This is a genomic window from Cupriavidus sp. UBA2010 (assembly GCF_002335265.1).
GTDB classification, from domain to species: Bacteria; Pseudomonadota; Gammaproteobacteria; order Burkholderiales; family Burkholderiaceae; genus Cupriavidus; species Cupriavidus metallidurans.
In genome coordinates this window covers 57660-82825 of the sequence record NZ_DDCI01000023.1, presented here as the reverse complement: position 1 = coordinate 82825, position 25166 = coordinate 57660, and the positions used below count along the sequence as shown (strand labels likewise).

At 65.4% G+C, this 25166-nt stretch carries 23 protein-coding genes; 9 read left to right on the top strand and 14 right to left on the bottom strand.

All coding sequences use genetic code 11. The features are described 5' to 3' along the window. Window positions 1-188 precede the first annotated feature (188 nt). The 3 genes from B2246_RS18060 to B2246_RS18050 are packed head-to-tail and all read left to right on the top strand — an operon-like array spanning window position 189 to window position 4996. Window positions 189-887 (top strand): response regulator transcription factor, encoded by a 699-nt coding sequence (locus tag B2246_RS18060; RefSeq protein WP_011518651.1) that lies wholly within the window; start codon window positions 189-191, stop codon window positions 885-887. Continuing rightward, window positions 880-2550 carry a FecR domain-containing protein gene (locus tag B2246_RS18055; RefSeq protein WP_286882550.1) on the top strand — a complete coding sequence of 557 codons (1671 nt, stop codon included), beginning with the start codon at window positions 880-882 and terminating at the stop codon, window positions 2548-2550. Before B2246_RS18060 ends, B2246_RS18055 begins: the two co-directional genes overlap by 8 nt. Next, entirely contained in the window at window positions 2537-4996 is a 2460-nt protein-coding gene (locus B2246_RS18050) for a CHASE2 domain-containing protein (protein ID WP_286882549.1), read from the top strand. Before B2246_RS18055 ends, B2246_RS18050 begins: the two co-directional genes overlap by 14 nt. Window positions 4997-5246: 250 nt before the next feature. On the opposite strand, the gene B2246_RS18045 is transcribed toward B2246_RS18050, so the two are convergent. Both B2246_RS18045 and B2246_RS18040 read right to left on the bottom strand, forming a co-directional pair. Next, window positions 5247-6191 carry an MlaA family lipoprotein gene (locus B2246_RS18045; RefSeq protein WP_286882548.1) on the bottom strand — a complete coding sequence of 315 codons (945 nt, stop codon included), beginning with the start codon at window positions 6189-6191 and terminating at the stop codon, window positions 5247-5249. Between the two features lie 43 nt (window positions 6192-6234). After that, window positions 6235-8961, bottom strand: a complete 2727-nt coding sequence (locus tag B2246_RS18040; protein ID WP_035883264.1) for an MMPL family transporter — start codon at window positions 8959-8961, stop codon at window positions 6235-6237. Window positions 8962-9142: 181 nt separating this feature from the next. Between B2246_RS18040 and B2246_RS18035 the strand changes: the two genes are divergently transcribed. Then, entirely contained in the window at window positions 9143-9772 is a 630-nt protein-coding gene (locus B2246_RS18035; RefSeq protein ID WP_008645112.1) for an MlaC/ttg2D family ABC transporter substrate-binding protein, read from the top strand. A 93-nt stretch (window positions 9773-9865) separates the two neighbouring features. Here B2246_RS18035 and hpnH read toward each other — a convergent pair whose 3' ends face one another. Together hpnH and ispH are read right to left on the bottom strand one after the other, a co-directional pair. Continuing rightward, window positions 9866-11032, bottom strand: coding sequence for an adenosyl-hopene transferase HpnH (gene hpnH, locus B2246_RS18030; protein WP_008645108.1), 1167 nt, complete (start codon window positions 11030-11032; stop codon window positions 9866-9868). Window positions 11033-11060: 28 nt separating this feature from the next. Next, on the bottom strand, window positions 11061-12059 hold the full coding sequence (ispH, locus tag B2246_RS18025; RefSeq protein WP_040010987.1) for a 4-hydroxy-3-methylbut-2-enyl diphosphate reductase: 999 nt from the start codon (window positions 12057-12059) through the stop codon (window positions 11061-11063). Between the two features lie 154 nt (window positions 12060-12213). On the opposite strand from ispH, the gene hpnA reads away from it, so the two are divergent. Next, window positions 12214-13290 (top strand): hopanoid-associated sugar epimerase, encoded by a 1077-nt coding sequence (gene hpnA, locus B2246_RS18020; protein WP_267880404.1) that lies wholly within the window; start codon window positions 12214-12216, stop codon window positions 13288-13290. A gap of 36 nt (window positions 13291-13326) precedes the next feature. Here the strand turns inward: hpnA and B2246_RS18015 are convergent, their stop codons facing one another. From B2246_RS18015 to B2246_RS18000, 4 genes are all read right to left on the bottom strand, one after another. After that, complete coding sequence (locus B2246_RS18015; protein WP_008645101.1) at window positions 13327-14469, bottom strand: glycosyltransferase; 1143 nt, start codon at window positions 14467-14469, stop codon at window positions 13327-13329. Window positions 14470-14475: 6 nt separating this feature from the next. Then, window positions 14476-15492: a ferritin-like domain-containing protein gene (locus tag B2246_RS18010; protein WP_286882547.1), complete on the bottom strand. Its 1017-nt coding sequence runs from the start codon at window positions 15490-15492 to the stop codon at window positions 14476-14478. A gap of 132 nt (window positions 15493-15624) precedes the next feature. Beyond that, entirely contained in the window at window positions 15625-15900 is a 276-nt protein-coding gene (locus tag B2246_RS18005) for a hypothetical protein (RefSeq protein WP_011518661.1), read from the bottom strand. Window positions 15901-15962: 62 nt separating this feature from the next. Beyond that, on the bottom strand, window positions 15963-16226 hold the full coding sequence (locus B2246_RS18000; RefSeq protein ID WP_035883266.1) for a hypothetical protein: 264 nt from the start codon (window positions 16224-16226) through the stop codon (window positions 15963-15965). A gap of 199 nt (window positions 16227-16425) precedes the next feature. Between B2246_RS18000 and B2246_RS17995 the strand changes: the two genes are divergently transcribed. Beyond that, entirely contained in the window at window positions 16426-17544 is a 1119-nt protein-coding gene (locus tag B2246_RS17995; RefSeq protein WP_286882546.1) for an AGE family epimerase/isomerase, read from the top strand. Window positions 17545-17551: 7 nt separating this feature from the next. On the opposite strand, the gene B2246_RS17990 is transcribed toward B2246_RS17995, so the two are convergent. Continuing rightward, window positions 17552-18409: a LysR family transcriptional regulator gene (locus tag B2246_RS17990; RefSeq protein WP_008645096.1), complete on the bottom strand. Its 858-nt coding sequence runs from the start codon at window positions 18407-18409 to the stop codon at window positions 17552-17554. A gap of 133 nt (window positions 18410-18542) precedes the next feature. Between B2246_RS17990 and mdtD the strand changes: the two genes are divergently transcribed. Continuing rightward, window positions 18543-19946: a multidrug transporter subunit MdtD gene (gene mdtD / locus B2246_RS17985; protein WP_008645095.1), complete on the top strand. Its 1404-nt coding sequence runs from the start codon at window positions 18543-18545 to the stop codon at window positions 19944-19946. Between the two features lie 38 nt (window positions 19947-19984). Here mdtD and B2246_RS17980 read toward each other — a convergent pair whose 3' ends face one another. From B2246_RS17980 to B2246_RS17965, 4 genes are all read right to left on the bottom strand, one after another. Next, complete coding sequence (locus B2246_RS17980; RefSeq protein ID WP_234707028.1) at window positions 19985-20125, bottom strand: hypothetical protein; 141 nt, start codon at window positions 20123-20125, stop codon at window positions 19985-19987. A gap of 21 nt (window positions 20126-20146) precedes the next feature. Continuing rightward, window positions 20147-20521: a hypothetical protein gene (locus B2246_RS17975; protein ID WP_008645093.1), complete on the bottom strand. Its 375-nt coding sequence runs from the start codon at window positions 20519-20521 to the stop codon at window positions 20147-20149. 76 nt (window positions 20522-20597) lie between these two features. Further along, complete coding sequence (locus tag B2246_RS17970) at window positions 20598-21269, bottom strand: alpha/beta hydrolase (protein WP_286882545.1); 672 nt, start codon at window positions 21267-21269, stop codon at window positions 20598-20600. A gap of 96 nt (window positions 21270-21365) precedes the next feature. Next, entirely contained in the window at window positions 21366-21662 is a 297-nt protein-coding gene (locus B2246_RS17965; RefSeq protein WP_008645090.1) for a hypothetical protein, read from the bottom strand. A 572-nt stretch (window positions 21663-22234) separates the two neighbouring features. Here B2246_RS17965 and B2246_RS17960 point away from each other — a divergent pair. Continuing rightward, window positions 22235-23308 (top strand): methyl-accepting chemotaxis protein, encoded by a 1074-nt coding sequence (locus B2246_RS17960; RefSeq protein ID WP_186425734.1) that lies wholly within the window; start codon window positions 22235-22237, stop codon window positions 23306-23308. A gap of 17 nt (window positions 23309-23325) precedes the next feature. Here B2246_RS17960 and B2246_RS17955 read toward each other — a convergent pair whose 3' ends face one another. Then, window positions 23326-24195: an alpha/beta hydrolase gene (locus B2246_RS17955; protein WP_008645086.1), complete on the bottom strand. Its 870-nt coding sequence runs from the start codon at window positions 24193-24195 to the stop codon at window positions 23326-23328. 455 nt (window positions 24196-24650) lie between these two features. Here B2246_RS17955 and B2246_RS17950 point away from each other — a divergent pair, with 455 nt between their 5' ends. Continuing rightward, on the top strand, window positions 24651-25148 hold the full coding sequence (locus B2246_RS17950) for a copper resistance protein CopQ (protein ID WP_186425642.1): 498 nt from the start codon (window positions 24651-24653) through the stop codon (window positions 25146-25148). Window positions 25149-25166 lie beyond the last annotated feature (18 nt).

Here is a 25166-nt window from a genome sequence, read left to right as displayed (position 1 = left end):
GCTGCATTTTGCGTGCACGAAACCGTTACGCCCGCAATTGGAAACTGAGAGAGAAAGGTAAAGATTGAGGTTGGTCTGCAACATCCGAAGCGCAGAATCCCCTCTAACGTAGCCTCGACGGGCCGTGTTACCGTTCGGTAACATAACACCGCCGTGCCAGACACAGGCCGTAGTTATCAGAGGGAAGTATGAGAATTGCCTCCGTGGAGGACGACACCAGCCAGGCCGAGCAGATTTGCCAGCTGCTGGATGAAGCGGGCTTTGAATGCTCGAGCTTCGCGACCGGTTCCGCGTTCTTGCGAGCATTGCGGGACCAGGCGTTCGACCTGGTCGTCATGGACTGGCAATTGCCGGACGTCAGTGGTTACGAACTCGTGAGCTGGGTCCGCCAGCATTCGGGGCGCCTGCCACCGATCCTGTTCCTGACCAGTCGCATCGAAGAATCCGACATTGTTGCGGGCCTGTCCGTGGGCGCCGACGATTACCTTGCCAAGCCGATCCGGCCGGGCGAGTTCGTCGCGCGCGTGCGAGCGTTGCTGCGTCGCGCATATCCCAAGACCCTGCACGAAGACGATCTGATCCGGCAGGGCGCCTATATCGTGGACGCGCGCCGGCGCGTGATTGCGCTGGACGGGCAGAACGTCGATCTGTCGCCGCGCGAGTTCGACCTGGCATTGTTCCTGTTCCGCAACATCGGTCGCCTGCTGGCGCGCGACGTGATTGAACAGGCCGTCTGGGGGCGTGCGATGGATGCCGCCTCGCGCACGCTCGACACGCATATGTCGCGCCTGCGCATCAAGCTGGCCCTGCGCCCCGAGAACGGTGTGCGGCTGGCTTCCGTCTATTCGCATGGCTATCGGTTCGAAGCCACGGCCGCTCATGAGTAGCCGTCCCACGCTGCACCGCGCCGCCGTGGGAGGTGCGCTGATTTCCCTGATTCTGTCTGGCAGTGCGCTGGCCGGCCCTGCGGGCACGCAGGGCAAGGATTTCATCTATGAGGTCGAGCGGGGCGACACCCTGATCGGCCTGGCCACGCGTTTCATGACAAGCACGGACGGTTGGCATCTGCTGCAGACGCTCAATCGCGTGGAAGATCCGTACCGGCTGGTGCCCGGCACGCGGATTCGCATTCCCCTGTCGCAGATCCCCGTAGCGCCGTCGACGGCGCGAGTGGTTTTCGTGCGCGGACAGGCAAGCGTCGATGGCAGGCCGATGCAGACCGGCATGGCGCTGGCCGAATCGGCGCGGATCGAGATCGGTCCGAATAGTGCGGCAACGCTCGAACTGAGCGACGGGACCCGTGTGTCGCTGCCAGCGGCGACCAAGCTGCAGGTGCGCCGACTGCGCACATTCGCGCGCAGCGGTCTGACCGACACGATGATCGGCATCGACAGGGGCGGCGCCGATTCGGCGGTCGCGCCGAAGGGTGGCGGCGTCGGGCGCTATGAGATCAGCACGCCGTTGATGGTGACCGGCGTGCGTGGCACGCGGTATCGCGTCAGCGCCGATGACGGTGGTAGCCGTAGCGAAGTCATCGAAGGCAAGGTCGGTGTGGGGGCAGGCGCGCGTCCGGGCTCGGCCACCCAAGTCGCCGCCGGCTACGGTGTCGGGGTGTCGACCGCGGGCCGACTGTCCAAACCAACGGCATTGTTGCCCGCCCCGGTCGTTGCCGCGCTGCCGCAGCCGATTTCCAGCCGTGCCGTCACGGTGCGCTGGCAGGCCGTGCCGGGCGCGGCTGGCTACCGCGCGGGCGTGGCGCGCGATGCCGCGCTGACCGAATGGGTAGCGACGACGGAGTCGGCGTCGCCGGAGGCCGTATTCGACGATCTGCCGGACGGCGATCTTTTCCTGGCAGTCAGCGCCCTGTCGCCACAGCGGCTAGCCGGACGGAACGGCGTGCAACCGTTCAAGGTCTGGCGCAATCCGCCAGCGCCGTTCTCGCTGATGCCTGCACCCGACGCCGTCGAGCATGGCGGCGAGGTGGCGTTCCGCTGGGCTGCCGTGCAGGACGCATCGGGCTACGAGCTTGCGCTGGCCGCCGATCCCGAGTTTTCTCAACGCGCCGAGACGCGCCGTGAAAATGGCGTGGAGGCCGTCCGCACGCTGGCGGTGGGGCAGTGGTGGTGGCGCTTGCGTTCGTTCGATGCGCGGAATCAGCCGGGCCCATGGGGCGACACGCTAAAGGTGACAGTGCAACCGGCCCCGCCAGTTCCGGCGCCGGTCGACAACGGCGAGGAACTGCGCGTGCGCTGGCCTGCCGATGCCGGAGCCGCCGCTGCCACGGGCTATGTGCTCCAGATGGCGTCCGATCCCGCTTTCAGTGGCGATGTGGTCACGTTCCATACTACGGAGAGCGCGCTTTCGATTCCCCGCCCGGCACCCGGCACATACTTCGTTCGCGTGGCACGAGCCACTGGAACGGACGTGCCTCTGGCAAGCGCGTTTTCCGCGCCACAGCGAATCGACCTGCAATCTGTGCTGCGTGATGGACAGGGTGCGGTGATTATGACGGGCGGCGCGAAGAAAGGCGTGCAACTTGGCGCCCAATAGAGCTGACCTGCGCGGCGGCCAGTTCGACGCGGCCGAGCGGGAGGGCGCCCCGGGCGCCATGGGCTTTCGTCGGCGCACGCGACTGGAGTGGGCGCTGCTCACCATCGCCGTGCTGGTGATCTCCCTCGCCGCGTCAAGTTTCTCCTGGTTCGAGCGCGCGGACCTGGCCGTGCTGGACCTGGCCATCGTGGCCCAGAAGCATCCCGCCCGCGATGACATCGTGATCGTCGCCATCGACGACGAAAGCATCGGGGTGATCGGCCGCTGGCCGTGGCGGCGCACGGTGCTTGCCGCGCTGGTGGACCAGATCGGCGCTGACAATCCGCGTGCGATCGGCATCGATGTGATCCTGTCCGAACACGATATCCGTTATCCGTCCGACGATGCCGACCTGGCGCGTTCCGTGGCGCGGGCTGGCAACGTGGTCTTGCCCATGGTCGGCGAGTCAGGATCGAGCGGCGCGCGGCTGCGCGGCCCGATGGATGGCCTGCTGGCGCAGACCGGCCACATCAACATGATTGTGGATACCGATGGCGTGGCCCGACAGGTGTATCTGCGCGAGGGCGATGGCGAGGGGGCGCCGGTCTGGCACTTCGCGGCCGCCATGGCGGCGCTGGGCCAGCACACACCGGTGACAGCGGCGCAGTTCCGCAACGAACGCGCGGTACGCATGGATGGCGCGGGCTGGATCAGTCAGGACCGATTGCGGATTCCGTTCGTCGGCCCCCCGGGGTCGTTCGCGCGCGTCTCGGTGCTGGATGTGCTTTCTGGCGAGGTCAGTCGCGGCTACTTTCGCGACAAGTCGGTGCTGATCGGCACCGTCGCCACCGGACTCGGCGATGTGTTTCCGACGCCGGTATCGCGCGACGGGCGCGCCATGAGCGGTGTCGAAATTCTGGCCAACACCCTGCAGGCGCTGCTCGACGGCACCGGCATCGTTACCGTGCCCAAGCCGGTGGGCTGGCTCGGGACGATCCTGCCGGTGCTGCTGGCGGCCCTGGCGGCGTTGCGGTTCTCGCCGCGCAATGCGCTGCTCGCCACGATGGCGATCGTTGCGGCGGTCGTCGGTACCAGTCTCTGCCTGCCAGGCAGCATGCATCTGTGGTTCGCGCCGTCGGGCGCGGTGCTTGGCTGCATGATGGTCTACCCCCTGTGGAGCTGGCGGCGTCAGGAAGCCGCGCTTCGCTTCCTGTCCGAAGAACTCGGGCGCCTGGCGCATGAGCCCGGCTTGCTGCCGGCGCCGGCCACGCGCATCGACCACTCGCTCGATGGCCGGATGCAGGCGGTCTACGGCATGACCTCGCGCCTGCGCGACATGCGGCGCTTTCTGTCCGACGGACTGGAGAGCCTGCCGGAAGCTACCGTGATCTGCAATCTGGATGGCGGCATTCTGGTCGCGAACCGACGGGCGGTGGCGCTGGCGCCAACGATGCTCCAAGGGATCGACGGCGCGTACTATGCCAACGACCTGCGGTACATGCGCGGCAGCAATACATACGGCGAGCTAGGCCGCCCCGGGTTGCCCGACCTGATCGAGGTGATGTTCACGGTGGCGGGGCCGGGTCTGGCCTACTGGGACGCGCTGTGCGGTGCGCTCGAAGGTGACGCGCCGGTGATGTCGTCGTCGGATTCGCATGGCGTGGAACTGACCACCGAGGACGGCCGGCGCTATCTGTTGCATGGCGGGCCGCTGCATGGCGAGGCGGGGCGTCCCGCGGGCGTGATCGTCAGCCTGATCGACATCACCGCGATACGTCGCGCCGAACGCCAGCGCGAGCAGACACTGCATTTCCTGTCTCACGACATGCGCTCGCCGCAGGCGTCGATCCTGGCACTGATCGACATGCAGTCCCGCCCCGACCGTGCCTTGCCGCAGACCGAACTGCTCGGACGAATCGGCGAACACGCGCACCGCACGCTTGCCCTGGCTGACGATTTCATCCGGATTGCGCAGGCCGAATCGCAAAGCCTGACGTTTGCCGAGACCGACCTGACGCAGATCGTGCTCGACGCCACCGATGAATTGTGGGCGCTGGCCAAGGCGCGTGGGACCGAATTGCGGCTCGACATCGACGAGCAGGGGCCGAGGATGCGCGTGGCGCCAGCCCTGCTGGCTCGCGCCATCACCAATCTGGTCAACAACGCCATCAAGTACAGCCCGTGCGGCACCGAAGTGACGGTGCGCCTGCGCCGGCTCGGCCCCTATATGGCGATCGAGGTGTCCGATCAGGGGCCGGGCATCCCGCAAGACGCCCAGGCACAACTGTTCAGGCCGTTCAGCCGGGTGCACGCGCATGGCGCCGATGCGCCGTCTGGCAGTGGCTTGGGGCTTGTATTTGTGAAGACCGTGGCGGAGCGCCATGGCGGCCGGGTGATGGTTGCCAGTGAAGTTGGCAAGGGCACGATGTTCTCCATCTGGTTGCCCCTGCGCAGCCGCGCGACCTGAATTCAGGCCGACACAATTGTTGGCAGTCACATTTTCGGAAATTGCCTACGATCTGGGTGCCGCGGACTCCGCATCCGCGCGCCTTCCGGCCCGCGTCGTATCCCGACGCGGGCAATTTTTTGCGTAGTCGTCGGACAAACGCCCTGACGCTCTCCGCCGAAGAGCGAACCAGCAGCCATTGATAGGCCCTTTAGGGGGCGGTGGAGAGGGCAAGCGTCTCGATTGGCGCGAGACGCTATTCTGATTCTGGCTACTTTGCTGAATCGGACGGCGGGGCAGCCGGGGTTGCCGGAGCAGCCGGAGCAGCCGGAGCAGCCGGAGCAGCCGGAGCAGCCGGAGTTGCCGGAGTTGCCGGGGCGGCTGGATTAGCCTCTCCAGCAGCGGGCTTGGCCGGAGCAGCCTCCCCAGCAGCAGCGGGCTTGGCCTCCGAGGCTTTGTCCGACTCGTCCACCTCATCGTATGACGGCAGCGCGTTCTCGCCCTGGTTCAGCAGGTACTGGCGCCGCTGCGAATAGGCATCGCGCACGAACGCGTACTTGTCGAGCGCGGCCTGCGAGAGCAGGTCCGTCGCGCCCAGCAGGTTAGCGCGCGTGTTGATCACGTTGACGCCAAACAGCGAGTTGCGCCAGGCCGGATCCAGATAGTGCGCCGGGTCCAGGTAGATGCTGGCGGCCACGCCCATGCTGTCGCGGAACGAACTCGGTCCGTAGATCGGCAGCACCAGGTATGGGCCAGCGGGCACGCCCCAGGTACCGAGGGTCAGCCCAAAATCCTGCGAATGGCGGTTCAGGCCGGCGGCCGTCGCCACGTCGATCAGGCCGCCAATGCCGAGCACCGAATTGATGGCGATGCGCATCATCGTTTCGGTCGCATCGACGCCCTTGCCCTGCAGCACGTTGTTGACGAAGTTGCCCACGTCCGACAGGTTCGAGAAGAAATTGGTCACGGCCAGACGGGCCGGCTCCGGCGTTACCGCCTTGTAGCCCTTGGCCAGCGGTTGCGCGCCATAGGTGTCGATCGTGTCGTTGACCTTGAAGATCACCCGGTTCATGGGCTCCAGCGGATCCTGCGGATTGGCTTGAGGACCTGTGGCGCAGCCGGTGGCGAGGACAGAGAGCGAGGCGGCGGCCAGCGCGCGGGCAAGCCGGGGCTGGCGCAGTGCTACGGCGCCCGAAGGCGAAAAGCGGGATAGCATCGGGAAACGGTCTTGGCTTTGGTTTCTTGTAAGGGTGCGGCGCCTACCTTCCTGGGTGGCGTTGATCCGGCCCCGCTGTGTTATCGGCAGATTGTGACATGGACGCGGCTACCGAGAGCGGGGGCAGCGACGGGCCGAGCGGTTCGGCGCGGCCCGACGGCTGACGGCGCGGGCGTCCCATCAGGATCGGCTGGAAGAACACCGCGCCAGCCAGCGTGCAGGCCAGCGCCAGCGCCAGCAGCTTGCCCATGCTCGCAGTGCCCGGGTGATGCGACAGCCAGAGGCTGCCGAACGCCGTCGCCGTGGTGGCGGCGCTGAACAGCACGGCGTGGGTCAGGCTCGACTGCAGAAGCTTGGTCTTGCCATGGCGCCAGGCAATCACGTAGTAGATCTTGAAAGCCACGCCAATGCCCAGCAGCAGCGGCAGCGCGATGATATTGGCGAAGTTCAGCGCGATGCCGAACACCACGCAGAGTTCGAGCGTCACGAGGCCGGAAACCAGCAGCGGGATCAGTGTCCGCAGCACATCGCCGACGCTCCGCAGCGTGATCCACAGCAGCACCGTGATCGAGATCACCGCCAACACGCCGGCGTGCACGAACGCGGTCATGATCGTGTCTGCCGATCCGCGGATCGCGATCGGGCCGCCGGTGGCGTCCGGCTGCACGCGCGCCATCACGTCGATAAACTGGTTCAGTGCCGCTTCACGGGCGTCATCGTTCTTCGCGCCGGGCGGGGGCAGTTTCGGGCTGACGCTGACCAGTGCCTGACCATCGGGTGCGAGCCAGTCGCGGACCAGTTCGGGCGGCAGCGTCTGCTGCGAGATCGGCTCGGGCTGCAGCGCGTTCTGCAACGAGGCCAGCGCCAGTTGCAGCGGCAGCGCAATGGCCTGTTCCGCGCGGTCGCGCGTGGCGGCCGGCGCATCGGCCAGCTTCTTGAGCGCTTGCGACAGATGGTCGGCTGCAGCCGCGCCCGGGCCGGGGTGATCCTCGGCGGCCAGCGCGAGCTGGCGCGAAGCGTTGCGCAGCGATGCCACGCGGCGCACGTCCTCGGCCGGCTGCGAGCGCGTTTGCGTCAGCACGGGCATCAGGCTTTTCGCCATGCCGGCGACGATGGCCAGCTTGGCCGGTTGGTCATCCGGAATGAACGTCTTCAGCGTGACCACGCGCTCGACTTCCGGCAGCGTCTTGAGCCGCGTGGCGATCTGCTGGGCCGCCGCCACGGACGAGGCGAGCACGCTGACGTTGTCGGTCCCGGCCTGCGGCGCATCCTTGAGCGCGAGCAGCGTCGACATCGATTCGGAGTCAGGGTCCTTCAGGTGCAGCGGGTCGAAATCGAAACGCAGGTGCGGCAGCAGCGGCGCGCCCGCGATCAGCACTGCCAGCACGCCCACCAGCGTGCCCTTGCGATGACGTTCGAAGAAGGTATCGGCCGGGGCCAGCCAGGCAAAGCCCGGCACTTCGTCCTCGCCCGGCGGGGCCAGCACGCGGATCATGGCCGGCAGCAGCGTGAAGGTGGTGCCAAAGGCGATGAACATGCCGACGCCGGCGATCTTGCCAAGCTCGGCCACGCCGCGGTAGTCGGTGGGCAGGAAGCAGAAGAACGCCGCGGCGGTGGCAGCCGCGGCCAGCGTGAGCGGGCCTGCTACGTCGCGGGCCGCCAGCTCCAGCGCCTTGTTGATGTCGTCATGCTCGTGCCGCTCTGCTCGGTAACGCACGCCGAACTGGATGCCGAAGTCGACACCCAGGCCGACGAAAAGCACCGCGAACGCCACGGAAATCATGTTCAGCGCGCCAACCATCAGCAGGCCCAGCGCGGCAGTGATGATGAGCCCGGAGATCAGGCTGACAAGGACGGCCGTGATCAGCCGCGCGGAACGCAGCGCCATCCACAGGATGCCGATCACGACGACCAGTGTGAGGATGCCATTGAGCGCGGCGCCTTCGCTGACCGACGAGAATTCGTCGTCGGCCAGGGGCTGCGGGCCGGTCAGTCGCACAACGGCGCTGTAGCGTTCGGCAAGCTTGAGTTCGGTGGCCGCGGTGCGGATCGCTTCGCTGGCGCCAGAGCCGGCTTGCAGGTCGCTGAAATCGAGCACCGGCGACAGCGTCACGAAACTGAACGCGTTGCCGTCGGCGTTGGCCTTGAGGCTGTCGTCGACCAGTCCGGCCCACGACAGGGCCACCGTATGGTCGGCCAGCACGCCGTCGACGGTATTCGCGCTCGCCTGGAGCAGCTTTTCCATGTCAGCCAGCTTGATCTGTCCGAGCTGCAAGGGGAGGGCCAGCGTGGTGGTCAGCAGGTCCGACAGGCCGCGCAACGTGGGATCGTGCGCGAGGTTGTTGAGCAGCGGCCGGGCCTGCGTGAGTTTCTCGGCCATGTCGTTGACGCTCGCGGTATCGGCGAACAACAGGCCGTTGCGTTCGAAGAACGGGCCCGAACCGGGCTGCCCGACCGCGCGGAAGCGCTTGGGCTGCTTGCGCAGGGCATCGGCCAGTTCATTGGCGGCCGCATCGGCAAGCTCCTTGGCTGGGGCCTGCACCACGGCGAGGATCATCTTGTCGCGCTGCGGAAAGGCGTCGCTGATGGCCTGGTCGTGCTTCGCCCAGGGGGCGTCGGATTCAAGCAGCCGGCTGATATCGGTGTTGATGGCGAAGTTGCGGGCCGCGTAGATGCCTGCGGCAACGGTCAGCAACAAGGAAATGCCAATTACCAGCCAGGCGTGGGCGGTAGCGAATTTGACGGTGCGAACGAGCAGCGGTCTGATCATGTGTTTGAATTCTTCATCGCCCGGTTGCGGAGGGGCGCGTGGGCGGCACCCGGAGTATAGCGGGTGACGGTGGCGTTGCAGGTCCGGAGCGCCTTGCGCGCCATGCGGTCCGGCCTCGCGGCGATACGCTATATACTGGCTCGACTGGCCAGCCGGCCGATACCTTGAGCATCAGATTGTCATGAACCGTTACGGATTCCTTCCCGCCGCCATCATTGCGCCGATCGCCGCCGTGGCCGTCGTCAGTACCGCCCATGCGCAGGTCAATACCAGCGCATCGCCGGACAAGCTCGTGCAGTCCGCCGTCGAGGGCGTGATCACGAAGATCAAGGCCGATCCGGAAACCCGCGCGGGCGATCTCGGGAAGATCACGGCGGTGGTCCAGCGCGAGTTCCTGCCCTATACCGACTTTGGTCGCACCACGCGCCTGGCGGTGGGCGGTGCCTGGAAACAGGCGACGCCGGAGCAGCAGAAGGTCCTGCAGGAGCAGTTCACGGCGCTGCTGGTGCGCAGCTACGCGGTGTCGCTTTCGCAACTGCGCGAGCAGAGCCCGAAATTCTCGTACAAGCCGGCCAAAACCGGCAGCAATGCCAACGACGTGGTGGTGGCCACGCGGGTGATGAACAACGGCGACGAGATGCTGATCGATTATCGGCTGGAGCGCGGCGCGGAAGGCTGGCGCATCTATGACATCAACATGATGGGGGCGTGGCTGATCGAGGTGTACCGCAAGCAGTTTGCGGACATCGTCGCTCGTGACGGCGTGGATGGATTGGTGAAGTACCTGACGAATCACAACGCGCGGACTTGATGCCTGTGTGGGCCTGAATGGCCTGAGTGGTCCGGAAAAGCAATCGGGGTCGGCAATGCCGACCCCGATTGCTTTCACGTCACCAGAACAGGCTTAGTGCACCTGGGCGGCCTGCGCGGCCTCGGCGCGGCTACCCTGCGCCTTCTTCAGGTTGCCGATCTCGGCCAGCTTGATTTCCACGTGGCGCGAGAAGACGTACTCGGCGGGACGCTGCTTGTCCAGCGGGATGTCCGGGGCCATCGGGCCATCGGTCTTCACGCCGCGCAGGCTCACGCCCAGCGCCTTGATCGGGTGCGCGAACGTGTCGGCCACAGCCGTGGCTTCGAAGCCGCTGTGGACCATGCAGTTGGCGCACTTCTCGTAGTTGCCGACACCGTAGGCGTCCCAGTCGGTGTCTTCCATCAGTTCCTTGAAGGTCTTCACATAGCCTTCGCCGACCAGGTAGCACGGACGCTGCCAGCCGAACACGGTACGCGCCGGGTTGCCCCACGGCGTGCACTTGTAGGTCTGATTGCCGGCCAGGAAGTCCAGGAACATCGTCGACTGGCTGAACGCCCAGTTCTTGCCGGCGTTGCCGCGCGACAGGATGTCGCGGAACAGTTGCTTGGTCTTGCCGCGGTGCAGGAAGTGCTGCTGGTCCGGGGCGCGCTCGTAGGCGTAGCCCGGCGAGACCGTGATGCCGTCCACGCCCATCGCCTTGACCGAGTCAAAGAACTTGGCCACGCGGTCAGGCTTGGCATCGTTGAACAGCGTGCAGTTGATGTTGACGCGGAAGCCACGTTCCTTGGCCATGCGGATCGCTTCCACACAGCGGTCGTACACGCCTTCCTGGTTCACCGAATGGTCGTGCATTTCGCGGTCGCCATCCAGGTGGATCGACCACACGAAGTACGGGCTCGGCTCGTACTGGTCGATCTTCTTTTCCATCAGCAGCGCGTTCGTGCACAGGTAGACGAAACGCTTGCGGGCGATGATGCCGCGCACGATCTCCGGCATATCCTTGTGCAGCAGCGGCTCGCCGCCGGCGATCGAGACCACCGGGGCGCCGCACTCGTCCACGGCCTCCAGGCATTCCTGCACCGACAGGCGCTGGTTCAGGATGGGGTCCGGATAGTCGATCTTGCCGCAGCCCGAGCAGGCGAGGTTGCAGCGGAACAGGGGCTCGAGCATCAGGGCGAGCGGGTAGCGCTTCTGCCCGGAAAGATGCTTGCGTGCGATGTAGGCGCCTACGCGGGCGACCTGCAGAAAGGGAATGGCCAAGGGGGTGCTTCCTGTTAGGTTCGTTGCTTCAGCCTGCCGCCGTCTGGTCGGCAAGGCGTGCGTCGCTGGGTTCAGTGGTACTACTGGCCGCCGGGGCCTGCTTCACATCGTCCAGCTCGGCCGGCAGGCGGAATTCGGCATGTTCCTCGATCCCTTCCATGGTCGAGACTTCGACCGGACCAAGGCGGCGCAAGGCCGCAATGACGTCTTCCACCATTTCTTCGGGTGCCGAGGCACCCGCGGTAATGCCGACGACGGCGGCGTCGCGGACCCACGTGGGGTCCAGCTCGCTGCCATCGGCGATCAGGTAACTCGGTACGCCGCTCTCGGTGCCGATTTCGCGCAGGCGATTCGAGTTGGAACTGTTGGTGGCGCCAATCACGAGGATGACGTCCACGCGGGTGGACAACTCGCGCACCGCGCTCTGCCGGTTCTGAGTGGCGTAGCAGATATCGCGTGTACTCGGGCCAACCAGATTGGTAAATCGCGCGCCGAGCGCCGCAATGATATTACGGGTGTCGTCCACGGACAACGTGGTCTGTGTGATGTAAGCGACCGGTGCGTCATTCGGCAGGTCCAGCGTGGCGACATCGGCCTCGTTCTGGACCAGGATGACCTTGCCCGGAATCTGCCCCATCGTGCCTTCCACCTCGGGGTGGCCGGCATGGCCGATCAGGACGACGTGGCGGCCCGCTGCCGCGTACTGGCGTCCCTGATTGTGAACCTTGATGACGAGCGGGCAGGTCGCGTCGATCGCGTGCAGTTCGCGGCGGGCGGCCTCGCTGACCACGTCCCGCGACACGCCATGCGCGCTGAAGATCGTCACCGCATTGCCAGGCACCTCGTCGAGTTCCTCGACAAAGCGCGCGCCTTTCTGGCGCAGGCTTTCCACCACATGCTTGTTGTGTACGATCTCGTGTCGCACATAGACGGGGGCGCCATGCTTGACGAGGGCTCGATCGACGATTTCGATCGCGCGGACGACACCTGCGCAAAATCCGCGAGGTTGAGCAAGTATCACCTGCATCGAAATGGCCCCCAGACCCTCTTGTGAAGATTAGAAGACATTTATATTTTGGTACTCCCGGGATCACATTTCCGGATTACGGTGGTTACTATATACCGGTGTCAGTTTTCGTGTCGCCGCGTGGGAATTTGCCAACAGCGCGTTTCCGGCGAGAATGCCGCACCGCAATCCGGCTGTGGGCGGGCTTCTGCGGGGCAGAAATGCCTGCCGCGCCGGCAGTATTGTCAGGGGATTTGAAATTAACAATTGCATTCTTGTTACAGGTGCGTCGGGATTCCTGGGCTCCTCTGTGATGCGACAGGCACTCGACCGTGGCTTCCAGGTGCGTGTGCTCGTGCGCCCGACCAGCCCGCGCGCCAATCTGGCCGGCTTGCCCGTGGAGATTGTCGAAGGCGACATGCGCGATGCGGCGTCGATGACCCGCGCCATGGCCGGCGTCCGATACCTGTTCCATGTGGCGGCCGATTACCGGCTCTGGGCGCCTGATCCCGAGGAAATCGTGCGTTCGAACGTCGAGGGCACGGTTACGGTCATGAACGCCGCGCGCGCCGCCGGCGTAGAGCGTGTCATCTATACGAGCAGCGTGGCCACCCTGCGTGTGGCGGGCGCCACGGCGCCGGTCGACGAGACGGCGGCAATGGCCGGCCATGAGGCGATCGGTGCCTACAAGCGCAGCAAGGTGCTTGCCGAGCGCGAGGTGGAGCGTCTGGTGGCGGAAGGCCTGCCGGCGGTCATCGTGAATCCCTCCACGCCGATTGGCCCGCGCGACGTGCGCCCGACCCCGACAGGCAGGATCATTGTCGAAGCGGCCACCGGCAAGATCCCGGCCTTCGTCGATACCGGCCTGAATCTGGTCCACGTGGACGACGTGGCGAACGGTCATTTCCTGGCGCTGGACAAAGGGCGCATCGGCGAGCGCTATATCCTGGGCGGCCAGGATGTGCTGCTGCGGCAGATGCTGGCCGACATCGCGGGCATGGCCGGCCGCAAGGCGCCAACCATCGAGTTGCCGCGCTGGCCGCTCTATCCGGTCGCGCGCGTGGCCGAGACCATCGCACGCTTCACCGGCAAGGAGCCGTTCGTGACCGTGGATGGGCTGAAGATGTCGCAATACCGGATGTTCTTCACTTCCGCCAAGGCCCAGCGTGAGCTTGGATACGCGCCGCGCCCCTATCAGGAAGGGCTGCGCGACGCGCTCACGTGGTTCCGGGAAGCCGGCTATCTGAAGTAGCCGATCGGCATGGCGGGTGGCCCCGCCATCTGGACGTTACGATCGTACGGGCGCCTGCGAGCGCCCTTTCCACTGGCCGCCGCGACGCAGGTAATAGCGCCGCGCGGAATCCAGCGTGGCGCCCAGGTAGAACAAGGCGGTCAGCGGCAGCAGCGGTGCCATCCACACGGGTTGGCGATACTCACGCAGCATCGGCCGGTAGCTGATGGCCATCAGGAGCCAGGCCAGCCAGGCTGGCCAGGTCCCCGCGCCGCCGGCCAGCGCCAGGACCGGCGGGGCCAGATAGGTCAGGATCATGCCCAGCGTGGCTCCGATCAGCATCCACGGCGAGTAGTGCAACTGCGTGTAGGCACTGCGGGCGATCATGTTCCAGAGGCTCTGCCAGTCGTCGTAGGGGCGGAGCGAAATGCTGTCATCCGCCAGATCGAGCCGGATCGATCCACCTGCCTTGATCTTCGCCGCAAGGCTGCAATCGTCGATCAACTCGCCGCGAATGGCTTCGAACCCGCCGATACGGGCCAGCGCCGAGCGCCGCGCCAGCATGCAGCCGCCCGCCGCGCCGGCAACGCGGCTGCGCGGGTTCGCAATGCTCGCGAACGGGTAGAGTTTGGCGAAATAGAAGACAAATGCCGGCACGATCATGCGTTCCCACGCGGAATCGCAGCGCAGGCGCACCATCAGCGAGACCAGGTCACGCTGCTCGTCCTCGGCGCGGGCCACCAGCTCGGCCAGCGCATTCGGACCGTGCCAGATATCCGCATCGGTCAGCCAGACATACCTGGCCTCTGGCGCGGCCTTGTCGGCGGCGGCCAGACCTTCGGACTGCGCCCAGACCTTGCCACTCCAGCCGGCGGGCAGGTCGCGTGCCCCGATCACGGTCAGCGCGTCGCCCTTGCCGATGGACAGGGCCGCGGCACGCGCGATGTCCGCCGTGCCATCGGTACTGTGATCGTCCACCACCACCAGATGGAGCCGGCCGGCGTAGCGCTGGCTCAGCACACCGGTGACGGCGCGGCCAATCACGTCCGCTTCATTGCGGGCCGGGATCACGGTGACCACGGTGGGCCATTCGGCCGGGGCGGGAGAGGGCGTGGGCTTGCGCACGCGCCAGAAACCGGCGCGGGCGAAGACCAGCACGCACCAGACCACAAGGGTCAGCAGGGACAATCCAAACAGCATGGCGAATTATTTGACGAAGCGTCGTGCGAAGCGCGCCAGCTTGGGCACCGTGGTCGGACGCAGAAGCCGCGCATCATACCCCGCCATGCGCCGATCGTTCTCCGCCAGACAGAGATCGATCATCGAGCCGGGCGTCAGCGAGTCGGCCAATGTTTCGGCGGCGTTCATCGGGAAGTTGGCATCCTGGGCGCCGCCATGCTCGTCCACTTCGATCTGGCGGGCCAGGCCGATCCGTTCCCGAATCAGGAACAGCCAGACGCGGAACACCTTGAAGGCGAACGCGGGGCGACGCCACCAGGGCAGGCTGGCGCGGTACCAGGCCACCCAGTTGACGAAGAACAGGATGTGGCGGCCTTCTTCCTGAATCACCGGTTCGAAGGTCTCGACGAGTTCGGCGGGGAAGAAGCCCGAATCCTTGGCGGCCGCGAACAGGCCGAAGGCGGCAAAGCTGTCGATGCACTCGCTGTAGCCGGTAACCAGCCAGCCCCATTCGATGTCGGACGGCGGCAGATATTCGGGCTCGGGTTCCAACTGGATGCCGTAGGCCTCGACCAGCTTCGCCAGCACCACCTTGTGCCGCGCTTCCTCGTCGCCATCCATTTCCAGGGCGCTACGCAACAGCGGGTTACGCTGAAGCCGGGCAAAGCTGTGCACGCGGATCGACGCGCGGCCTTCGGTCTGCACGGCGATGTCCCAGATCGGCAGCGAGGTCACGCGCTCAAGCGCTTCCGGCGAGAGCTTCGGCCACTCGATGACGGCGGGTTTGTAGGGGTTGTGGGTCTGCAGAAGCATGTTGCAGAACATGCGCAGATGTTCGGGGGACCCGGCACGCACCGGACCCTCTACCGGGTCGGTCCAGTTGCGCATCGCATGATCGGCCTGGTCGATGGCAGCTCGGGCAACCGTGGCGGCCATTTCGGCGGCACGCGCCGCCGGGCTCGGTGTGGTGCTGGCCGACTGTGATCCGGATTCGGGGATCAACGGGTCGGCGGTCATGCCATCCGCTTCGAAATCTCTCTTCATCGGCGCTCCGGGCAGGGGATTGCGGAGCCATTGTATCCAGCCGGAGCGATCAGCGCAGGATTGTGTCGTTCAAGGCAGTCGAAATCGATCCGGCGGGCCATAGCCCGCCGGATCGTGACCGCCAATCGACCGCTAACGCGCGCGGTGTTCGTGCGCGGGCGGGTTCGGGCGGGGGCGCCAGTCCCGTGCGATGTCGGGGAAGACGTCGCACTCGCCACGCACGATGGCCTCGATCGTCGTGCAGACGCATTCGGTCCCCCGCGGGCCCACGCAGACGAGGCTGTGCGGATGCTCCGAATGGGGCGGAATGGCGTACACGTGCATGCCCTCGCGGTAGAGGGGATGCCGGGTGAGCCGCTCGTTCAGGATCTCGACGAAGCGGCGGGGGCTTACGGTGGGCTTGTCCATCGCTAGTTCGTCCTTTGAAGGAAACCCCGGCCCAGGCCGGGGGCGTTTGCAGGCGCGCGCGCCTAGTGGAGCGTTTGCGTGTCAGTGACTTCGCCCGCCGCGCGCGGCTTGTCGAGCATGCTGTTGCCGGCAGCCCAGCAGGCCGCCTCCGCTTCCGCGTGCGAGGGGTAGTCGGCCGCGGCTTCGATCATGCTGTCGCATTCGGCGCCGCCGCATTTCTCTTCCACCACGATGCGCCACGTATAGCGTCCGGGAGGGTCTTCAAGCACATGCATGACCAGCGTGCGGCGGTGGTCGGTCAGGGTCATGGGATGGGTGGTGGGCATGGCAATTCTCCCTTGCCGACGGGCCATGACAGGAACGACAACCCGGCGGACTTTCAACATAGTCAGCGTCGCGGGGCATTGCCACCCCGAAATGATGCGGTGCGGCGTCGGCGGCCTTTCCTCGTATCTCCGGGCCTGCTATCTTGTCTGGCTTCGGTCTTGCGGGTCGACTATCCGGCCCACCCGAACCCAATCCGACATGCCAGTCTCGCCGCCGACCCTTTCCGCCCGGATCTCCGCGCTGCTCGCCCATTTCGATACGGCCGTCCTGCCGCCCTGGACCGGCGCGGGATGGAATCCGGCGATGCAACTGGCGCATGAGGCACTGGACGGCGCCACTGGCCAGCCGTTGCCGGACAAACGCTATCGGGCGATGGCGTGCGCGCGCCAGCTCTATGTCTTTGCGACGGCCGGCAACCTGACGCATGCCGATACGCTGCTTGCAGCGCTGCAACGTCACTTCGGCGATGGAGCGGGCGGCTGGATCTACAGCATCGACGCGTCCGGCCAGCCGCTCGATACGACGCGCGATCTCTATACCCACGCCTTCGTGGTCTTCGCCTGCGCGCATTACCACCGCGCTGGCGGCAGCCCCGCGGCGCTGGACCTGCTGCGTCGAACGGTCGATGTCATCGAAAACCGCTTTGCCGATGGCAGCGGGCTGTATCACGCGGCCCTGGCCGAGGATTTCACGTCCAATGGCAGCGGCGTGCTGCAGAACCCGGTCATGCACCTGACCGAGGCCTATCTGGCCGCGCTGGAAGCCACTGGCGACACATGGTTCGCCAACCGGCTCCGTGACCTGGCCGATGCGGTGCACGCACGCTTTGTCGATGCCGCCGATGGCTGCGTGGCCGAACTGCCCCAGGGCAGCGCCGGCAATCGGATCGAGCCGGGACATCAATTCGAGTGGTATTCGCTGGTCATGACGGCCCCGGCATTGTTCGCCGATGCGGCACTGTCATCGGCATTGCGCCGGGCGTTCGATTTCGCGCGCCGCCACGGCGTGGCGGACGACACGCTGGGTGTTTGCGCGGCGCTGGATGGGGCGGGGGGTGTACTGGATGCCACCGAGCGCATCTGGGCACAGACCGAGTTCGCCCGGGCGCTGGCGGTCAAGGGATCGGTCGAACATGATGGCGAAGCGCTGGATGCGCTCGCGGTCTGGACTGACCGCTTCCGCACGCGCTTTCTCCATGCCGGTGGCTGGCACGAATGCCTGGCGCCCGATGGCATGGTCGTGCGGGCGGAGATGCCTTCCACCACGCCATATCACCTGCTGACCGCCTATCAGGCGCTGGGCGCGTTGCCAGGCTAAGCAGGCATCAATCGACCCGCGCGGCGCGCAGGTCGCTCTTGCGAATCAGTTGCAGCAGCGTGTCGGCCGGCTCGGTGAGTCGGCGTGCGGCCAGCGTGATGAACTCCACGTCCGGCAGTGCTGGCAGTGCATCGAAATTGACCGGTGGCACCAGGCCGCCACCGGTCAGATTCTCGGCCCGCACGGTGATGCCGAGCCCGCCGCGCGCCGCTGCGATGCATCCGGAATGGCTACTGCTGGTGCACACGACGCGCCAGCGCCAGCCATTCTTGGCCAGCGTATCCAGCACCACGGAGCGCGTCACGCTCGGTTCGTTCACGAGGATCAGCGGTAGAGGCTGACGCACATCCACAACCGTACCGGGTCGCGCCAGCCATTCGAGCCGGCCACGGAAAAGGGGCACGCCGCGGCGCTCGCCTTCGCGCCGCTTGCCGACGATGAGGTCCAGCGTGCCCGCTTCCATCCACTCGTACAGCTTGCTGGTCATGCCGATGGTGATCTCGAGCTCCACGTCCGGGTGCGTGGCGCGGAATGCGGCCAGCACATTCGGCAGAGGACCCTGCGCCAGGTCTTCGGAGGTGCCAAGGCGCACGCGGCCCTGCAGGCGCGGTCCGCTGAACTGGGATTCGGCACGGGCCAGGGATTCGAGAATCAGCCGGGCATGAACGAGCAGGGCTTCGCCATCGGGTGTCAGCGCCAGCGAGTGCGTATCGCGCACAAACAGCCGCCGGTTCACGCTGCCTTCGAGCCGCCGGATATGGTCGCTGACCGACGATTGCGACAGGCCAAGCTGACGCCCCGCGTCGGTAAAGCTGCGCGCGGTGGCCACGGTCGCGAAAGTCTGGATCCAAACGGGATTGAGCATCGACGCATTGTCATCGGAAAATCCGATTGCAGTCAACAAAGCCAGAGGGGTTCCCGATGGGGTGTCCGCTAGGTACCATGCTCGAACGTCTCCGGGATTACCCGGGGTGACGCCGCCCCATCAAGAATTTCCTATGCGTACCGCCTCTGCTTCCGCTACCGATCAGGCCTTCTCCCAGAAGGCCATGCTGTGGATCGTCTTCGCCGGCTTTTTCATGCAGACGCTGGACACCACTATCGTCAACACCGCGTTGCCCGCAATGGCGCGCAGCCTGGGCGAGAAACCGCTCGATCTCAAGCCTGTGGTGGTGGCCTACACGCTGACCATGGCGATGCTGACCCCGGCGTCTGGCTGGCTGGCCGACAGGTTCGGCACAAGGCGCGTCTACTTCAGCGCGATCCTGATCTTCGTGATTGGCTCGGTGTTCTGCGCCACGGCGCACACGCTGACCCAACTGGTGATCGCGCGGGTGCTGCAGGGCATTGGCGGATCGATGCTGTTGCCGATCGGCAGGCTCGCGGTGCTGCGCAACATACCCGGCGAGCAGTACATTGCCGCACTGGCCTTTGTCTCCATCGCGGGGCAGGTCGGGCCGATCTTTGGCCCGGTGCTCGGCGGATGGCTGGTGCAGAGCGCGTCGTGGCACTGGATTTTCCTGATCAATGTCCCGGTGGGGCTGGTCGGCCTGTTCGCCGTGCATCGTTACCTGCCGGCTGGCGAAGTGGATGCCGCGCCGCCGTTCGACTGGATAGGCTGTGGCCTGCTGTCGCTGTGCATGGTCACGTTCTCGCTCGCGCTTGAGCGTGGTTCGGTCAGTAGCCTGAGCGCCGCGCTGATGGCCGCAAGCATTGCCAGCGCGCTGCTCTACATTCCGCATGCGCGTCGCCATCGCACGCCGCTGTTCCGTCTCGCGCTGTTTCGGGAGCCCAACTTCACCGTGGGGCTGGTCGGCAACCTGGTCTGCCGCATTGGCTCGGGCGCCGTGCCGTTCCTGCTGCCGCTGCTGTTTCAGCTTCAGCTTGGCTACTCCCCGTTTCATTCGGGCCTGATGTTGTTGCCGGTAGCCATTTCCGGGACCATCTCGAAGCGCTGGATCGTGCCGCTGGTGAATCGCTTCGGCTACGACATATTCCTGCTCGTCAATACGGTGATCGTCGGGGCTTCGATCGCTTCGTTCGCGGCGATCTCGCCGGGCTGGCCGCTCGGGCTGTCGATCGTGCAGCTGGCGATTTTCGGTGCCGCCAACTCCATGCAGTTTGCCGCGATGAACGGCGTCACACTCAAGGGTTTGTCGCGTGAAGACGCAGGCAGCGGCAACAGCCTGTTTTCGATGGTGCAGATGCTCGCGATCGGCCTCGGCGTGACCATTGGCGGTGGACTCGTGAGTCTGTTCTCGGCCAAGCTTGGCGTGGCTGCTCCGGCCTATCGGCTGGCCTTCCTCAGTGTGGGCGTGATCACGCTGGCGTCCGCCATGGTGTTCCGGCGGCTCGATGCGGACCTGCTGAACCCGAAGCGGACTGCGGTGGAGGCGCGGTAGGGGACATCACGGCCGCGGTAAGCGCACGGCCGGGCCGCTCATTCATCGACGGAGATGACCAGCACACCCCGTTCCGACAGCGCGGGGCGGAGATCGTGCTGGAGGAACACGGACTTGCTGGTGTGCCGTGGTGCCGCCAGGAACAGTCCATTGTGGGCGTCGCTGAACACTGCTAGCACTTTGTAAGTGCCATTAGATGCTCAGTCTTCCTCGACGCCAGCCTCCCGCAGCATCCGCTCGCACTCATCGAGCATGTCGTGCGCGAATGCGGACTGGTAGTTCGGATCGAGGGCTTCCATCATCTCGTGCGAGGCGTAGAGGCCGGCTTCACGCGACAGCGTTTCGGCCAATTGCCGGGCGAGTTGATCGCTCAGGTCGGACAGCACACGCCGCTCCGACAGTGCCAGCTGCAGTTTCGAGCGCGACAGCCAGTTGCCCGCGAGCGTGGCGCCCTGGCCCTCGGTCATCCACTGGCCGTGTTCGTAGAAGGCTGACAGCCGTTCGGCGGTCAGCGCGAACATCAGGGCCTTGCGGGTGTTGAAGTCGATGCGGGGCAGGGGAGCGGCGGGGATCATGCGTGGATATCGGGGGTGGGGCACAAGAGGCGGATGAAGGACGGCCGCCATGTTAGCGCGGCAATCGTCGCGGCACTCACACAAAGCGCTCCTGCAGCCACTGGCCGATATCGACAATTTCCTCGATGCAGACCGAATGCGGCATCCGGTAGGTCAGCCATGTGACCGGATGACCCGCGGCAGCCACCCAGTCGCGCGCGCGGGTCCCAAGCACCAGCGGCACGACATCGTCCTCGGTGCCGTGGGCGGCGAGGATTGGCGTGGCGGCGTTGGCCGGTGCGGCCTCGGACGCGATCAGGTCGGTCGAGGGGATGTATGTCGACAGCGCAATCACTCCGGCGAGCGCTTCGGGATGGGTCAGGGCCGTGGTGTACGCGATCGCGCCACCTTGCGAGAACCCCGCCAGGACGATGCGGTTGGTTGGCACGCCGCGCGCGTTCTCGCGTGCGATAAGCGCGCGGATGGCATCGCGGGATTGCAGGATGCCCCGTTCATCGGCACGGCGACCCGCTTCATCTAGCGAGTAGATGTCATACCAGGCCGGCATGACGTAGCCGCCGTTGCAGGTCACGGGTATCGCCGGGGCGTTCGGGAAGATGAACCGGATGGCCAGGGTTTCGGGCAATCCGAGTTCCGGGACAACCGGAACGAAGTCGCTGCCATCGGCACCCAGCCCGTGCATCCAGATCACGGAGAACGCCGGGTTCGGCGCGGTTTCAATTTCGATGGCGGGCAGCGGTTCGCTCATGGCCGGTTCCAGTGCAACAGCACGAAGCTAGGGAAGGCGGCCAGTATCGCACAGGCCCGAACGAGCCCATGCGGGTGTTGCCACGCCAGCGCGGCGTCAGGCGGCAGAGGGCACGATTGGCACCGTGGTCAGGCCCGGTGCGGCACGTGCGGGTGCAGCGGCGGCGTCCGTGCCCGTATGGGTGATCGCATAGCGTCGGTCGGCCACACCCTCCACGCCGCTCGTTCCCACTTCTTCCAGGAAAGCGATCATGTTCCGGTAGTAGTCGACTTGCATCTGCGCTTCCAGCAGGCGGCGTTCTGCCTGGAAAAGCGTCAGCCTCATGTCTTGCAGTTCCTTCTCGGCGATTTTCTCGGGCGTCGGCGGACTGAACAAGTTTGCAAGCGAACGCATGGCATTTACCTCCAGGGGCTGTCTACGGCGGTGAGTCGTGAACGGATGTGAGCGCCATTGCGGTCAAATATAGACGATCCGGCGCAAGGTACACGATGGGTCACCATGGTTCATGTGGGGTCGACCACAAGAATGATTGCGGTACGCCGCACGCAGGAGTAGATTGTTTGCCCATTGGCCGGGATGCCGCGAACTGCGCGTCCCGGCTTTGTCGTTTCTGGGGCAATGGGCCGGGCGATTCCACCGATTGTGGCGGAGGTGCCACTGCCGGTCTCCGACGCGATCCGCGCCGTCAAATCCTGCCATCGGCAAAAAAACGACACCCCGTCTGCCGCACGCAACATCGGTCAATTGCAGGCATTTCTCCCGCATGACAGCGGCATGACGCGCCGATGACCAAATGATGGCGGGAACGCCTCGCCTGATTGTTTTTGTCCCGGTTTTGTCTTTTCTCGTCCCACTCTTTCGGAGGGGTAAAGGTTACTTTGCTGGATCCGTTAGTCCATCGATAGCCCCGGACAACGCGGGGCACGAAAGAGGAGCGGAGAAAGATGGCGTGGGATAACTTGAGCATGCGCATCCGGCTGGGCGCGGCATTTGGGGTGGTGGTGGTGCTGGTGGCGGTCATGATGACGCTGGCATTGGGCCAGATCGCCGATGGGGACACGCGAGGCTGGCTCTATGGGCTGGGCACGGCCGTGGCGGTGTTCAGCGTCGTGTGCTGGGCCCGTCTGGCCAGTGCGATCGAGGCGCCGCTGAAAGAGGCTGAATTCATCGCGGAGACGGTGGCTGCCGGCGATCTGAGCAAGGACTTCGAAACCGAGCGCGGTGGCGACTTCGGTCGTCTGCTCGGCGGCCTGGGAGAGATGGAAGACATGCTGACCGACCTGGTCACGCGCATCAAGTCCGCCAGCGATTCGATTTCTTCGGCATCGCAGCAAATCGCCGTGGGCAATACCGATCTGTCGCAGCGGACCGAGGAGCAGGCGGCCACGCTGCAGGAAACCGCGTCGAGCATGGGCGAACTGACTGCGATGGTCCGGCAGAACACCGATCGCGCGCGCACCGCCAACGGGCTTGCGGCTTCGGCGTCCGGCATCGCCGAGCGCGGTGGCGCGATCGTCGGCAATGTCGTGGAAACGATGAATGCCATCAGCGTCAGTTCGCGCAAGGTGACGGACATCATCGCCGTCATCGAGGGCATTGCATTCCAGACCAATATCCTGGCCCTGAATGCCGCCGTGGAAGCAGCGCGCGCGGGCGAGCAGGGTCGCGGCTTCGCCGTGGTGGCTGGCGAAGTGCGCACGCTGGCCCAGCGCAGCGCCGCGGCTGCCAAGGAGATCAACGTGCTGATCAATGACTCGGCGCGTCAGGTGGAAAGCGGTTCGGCGCTGGTCGGCCAGGCCGGGCAGACCATGGAGGAAATTGTCCAGGCGGTGCGTCGGGTGACGCAGATCCTTGGCGAGATCGCGACGGCTTCCGAGCATCAGAGCGACGGCATCGAGCAGGTGAATGTAGCCGTGACCCAGATGGACGATGTGACGCAGCAGAACGCCGCCCTGGTCGAACAGGCGGCTGCGGCTTCGTCGGCGCTGGCCGAGCAGGCGCAGGAGCTTCAGAAGGTGGTGGGCGAGTTCAAGCTGTAGCCTGTCGCTGATCGCCGTCAGAGCTTCCCGCTCTTCAGATAGGCGATCACTGGCGCCCAGAAACGGGTCATGTAGGGGGGCTCGATCGCCGCGTCATGCGGAAGGTCCTCGAAGGCTTCCAGCCGCCGGGGCCCGTGTGCGGCCCGCGCCAGGCACTCGGCATCCCGGAACGGGATCGTCTCATCCCGCTTGCTGTGCAGCAGCAGGATGGGCATGGTCAGATTCCGGATTTGCCGGATGTTATTCCATGGGTCCGGCAACATCCAGGCGAGCCAGCGCGGCACCCGGCCAGTGACGACTGCGGCGGCACGCGCCGAGCGGAATCCGGCGCCGATGACCATGCCGTCAGGTGCCGGCGCCAGATCGCCCACGACATCCAGCAATACGCCGCTACCGAGCGAATGCGCCATGACGTAGTGCCGCGACGCCTGCGGCGTAACGGCGCGGAACTGGGCATAGGCAGCCAGGGCGTCCTGGTGCAGGTGGCGAACGGAAGGCCGGCCCGTGCTGGCGCCATAGCCGCTGTAATCGAAGACGAAGGAACTGATGCCCGCGGCGTGCAATAGCGCCTGGACGGGTGCCCAGTCGGCCAGGCATTCCTCGTCACCATGAAATACGGACAGTGCGGGCGCGTCGGGTGAGGCCGCGACGTATGAGCCGCGCAGCAGGCGGTCGCCGCTTGCGAATGCAAACTGACGCGATGCAACGCCGAAATCGTCTGGCCTTGCCGTGCCGCCCGAGGCCGGAACGAACGCTTCACGTTCGATTGCGCGAAACATTATTAGCCGTCCGACGCCGGCCAGCAGCGCCACGCCAGCCAGCCCTGCGGCGCCAACCAGCCAGCGCCGGTACGGATTGGGGGCGGGGGACGCTTTGGGGGGCGGCATTGCGATGCTCGACTGTCGGCAGGGGTGAGTAACCCTAACACCTGCAAGGCCCGTCGGGAAAGCATCGGCAGGCTTCAGAAGAGGACTTACCTCAACTTTATCTCGTAAAATCAATTACTTATCTTCGTGATTGATGATTTCGATCGGGGCAATAGAAAAGTTTTTGAGTGGCGTCCCAAGTTTCTGCTTGCTTATCTATCTATAGGTAGATAGTATTCACGCCATGGACGAACACGTTGCAGCGCAAACAACCACCGCAGCGGGCAATCCAAGCAACACCAGACAGTGACGCAGTACCGGAAACGGTTCTTTTTTTAAGTCTTTGAATCTATCTAGTAGTAGATAGCAATCAGCAAAGAAGACGAAGAAGAGCGCCGCGAATTTGCAGACAGACTTCGGCCCCGCAATCCACAACCTGAACCGGATTGCCCGGCCCCTTGAAGAAGGAGAGCATCATGAACGCCAAGACCATCCTGACCGCCGCCGCCCTTGCCGCCGCTTTCGTGACGGGCGCCGCCCAAGCCTCCACCTCGCACGGCGAGGTCTACGGTTATACGTATCGCGTGAACGACCAGCGCAGCGCCTTTACCGATGGCGCCCGCCAAGGCAAGTTCGACAGCTTTAGCGAAGGCGCTCGCATCAGCAATCGCGACGGCTTTACCGAAGGCGCGCATATCGGCAACCGTGACGCCTATACGGATGGCGCCCGCATCAGCAACCGGGACGGCCTGACGGCCAGCATCAGCAACCGTGATGGCCTGGTGGAACGTACCATCGACCCGTATCTGGATGGCGCGCGTTTCGTAGCCGGCCTTGACCGCAGTGGCGTTTCCGCCAGCCCGGCTCGCAAGGCCGATCCGTATCTGGACGGCGCCCGTGGCAATGAAGCACGCAACCCGTACTTCGACGGTGCCCGGACCCCGGACGTCTACACCGGCGGCGCCCTTGCCTGACCAGTGCCATGGCCGCCC

Bases quoted from the DNA above. Each gene is read 5' to 3' on its own strand.
- B2246_RS18060 (WP_011518651.1), top strand. From the start codon at position 189: ATGAGAATTGCCTCCGTGGAGGACGACACCAGCCAGGCCGAGCAGATT.
- B2246_RS18055 (WP_286882550.1), top strand. From the start codon at position 880: ATGAGTAGCCGTCCCACGCTGCACCGCGCCGCCGTGGGAGGTGCGCTG.
- B2246_RS18045 (WP_286882548.1), bottom strand. From the start codon at position 6,191: ATGCTATCCCGCTTTTCGCCTTCGGGCGCCGTAGCACTGCGCCAGCCC.
- B2246_RS18040 (WP_035883264.1), bottom strand. From the start codon at position 8,961: ATGATCAGACCGCTGCTCGTTCGCACCGTCAAATTCGCTACCGCCCAC.
- B2246_RS18035 (WP_008645112.1), top strand. From the start codon at position 9,143: ATGAACCGTTACGGATTCCTTCCCGCCGCCATCATTGCGCCGATCGCC.
- ispH (WP_040010987.1), bottom strand. From the start codon at position 12,059: ATGCAGGTGATACTTGCTCAACCTCGCGGATTTTGCGCAGGTGTCGTC.
- hpnA (WP_267880404.1), top strand. From the start codon at position 12,214: ATGCCGCACCGCAATCCGGCTGTGGGCGGGCTTCTGCGGGGCAGAAAT.
- B2246_RS18015 (WP_008645101.1), bottom strand. From the start codon at position 14,469: ATGCTGTTTGGATTGTCCCTGCTGACCCTTGTGGTCTGGTGCGTGCTG.
- B2246_RS18010 (WP_286882547.1), bottom strand. From the start codon at position 15,492: ATGAAGAGAGATTTCGAAGCGGATGGCATGACCGCCGACCCGTTGATC.
- B2246_RS18005 (WP_011518661.1), bottom strand. From the start codon at position 15,900: ATGGACAAGCCCACCGTAAGCCCCCGCCGCTTCGTCGAGATCCTGAAC.
- B2246_RS18000 (WP_035883266.1), bottom strand. From the start codon at position 16,226: ATGCCCACCACCCATCCCATGACCCTGACCGACCACCGCCGCACGCTG.
- B2246_RS17995 (WP_286882546.1), top strand. From the start codon at position 16,426: ATGCCAGTCTCGCCGCCGACCCTTTCCGCCCGGATCTCCGCGCTGCTC.
- B2246_RS17990 (WP_008645096.1), bottom strand. From the start codon at position 18,409: ATGCTCAATCCCGTTTGGATCCAGACTTTCGCGACCGTGGCCACCGCG.
- mdtD (WP_008645095.1), top strand. From the start codon at position 18,543: ATGCGTACCGCCTCTGCTTCCGCTACCGATCAGGCCTTCTCCCAGAAG.
- B2246_RS17975 (WP_008645093.1), bottom strand. From the start codon at position 20,521: ATGATCCCCGCCGCTCCCCTGCCCCGCATCGACTTCAACACCCGCAAG.
- B2246_RS17970 (WP_286882545.1), bottom strand. From the start codon at position 21,269: ATGAGCGAACCGCTGCCCGCCATCGAAATTGAAACCGCGCCGAACCCG.
- B2246_RS17965 (WP_008645090.1), bottom strand. From the start codon at position 21,662: ATGCGTTCGCTTGCAAACTTGTTCAGTCCGCCGACGCCCGAGAAAATC.
- B2246_RS17960 (WP_186425734.1), top strand. From the start codon at position 22,235: ATGCGCATCCGGCTGGGCGCGGCATTTGGGGTGGTGGTGGTGCTGGTG.
- B2246_RS17955 (WP_008645086.1), bottom strand. From the start codon at position 24,195: ATGCCGCCCCCCAAAGCGTCCCCCGCCCCCAATCCGTACCGGCGCTGG.
- B2246_RS17950 (WP_186425642.1), top strand. From the start codon at position 24,651: ATGAACGCCAAGACCATCCTGACCGCCGCCGCCCTTGCCGCCGCTTTC.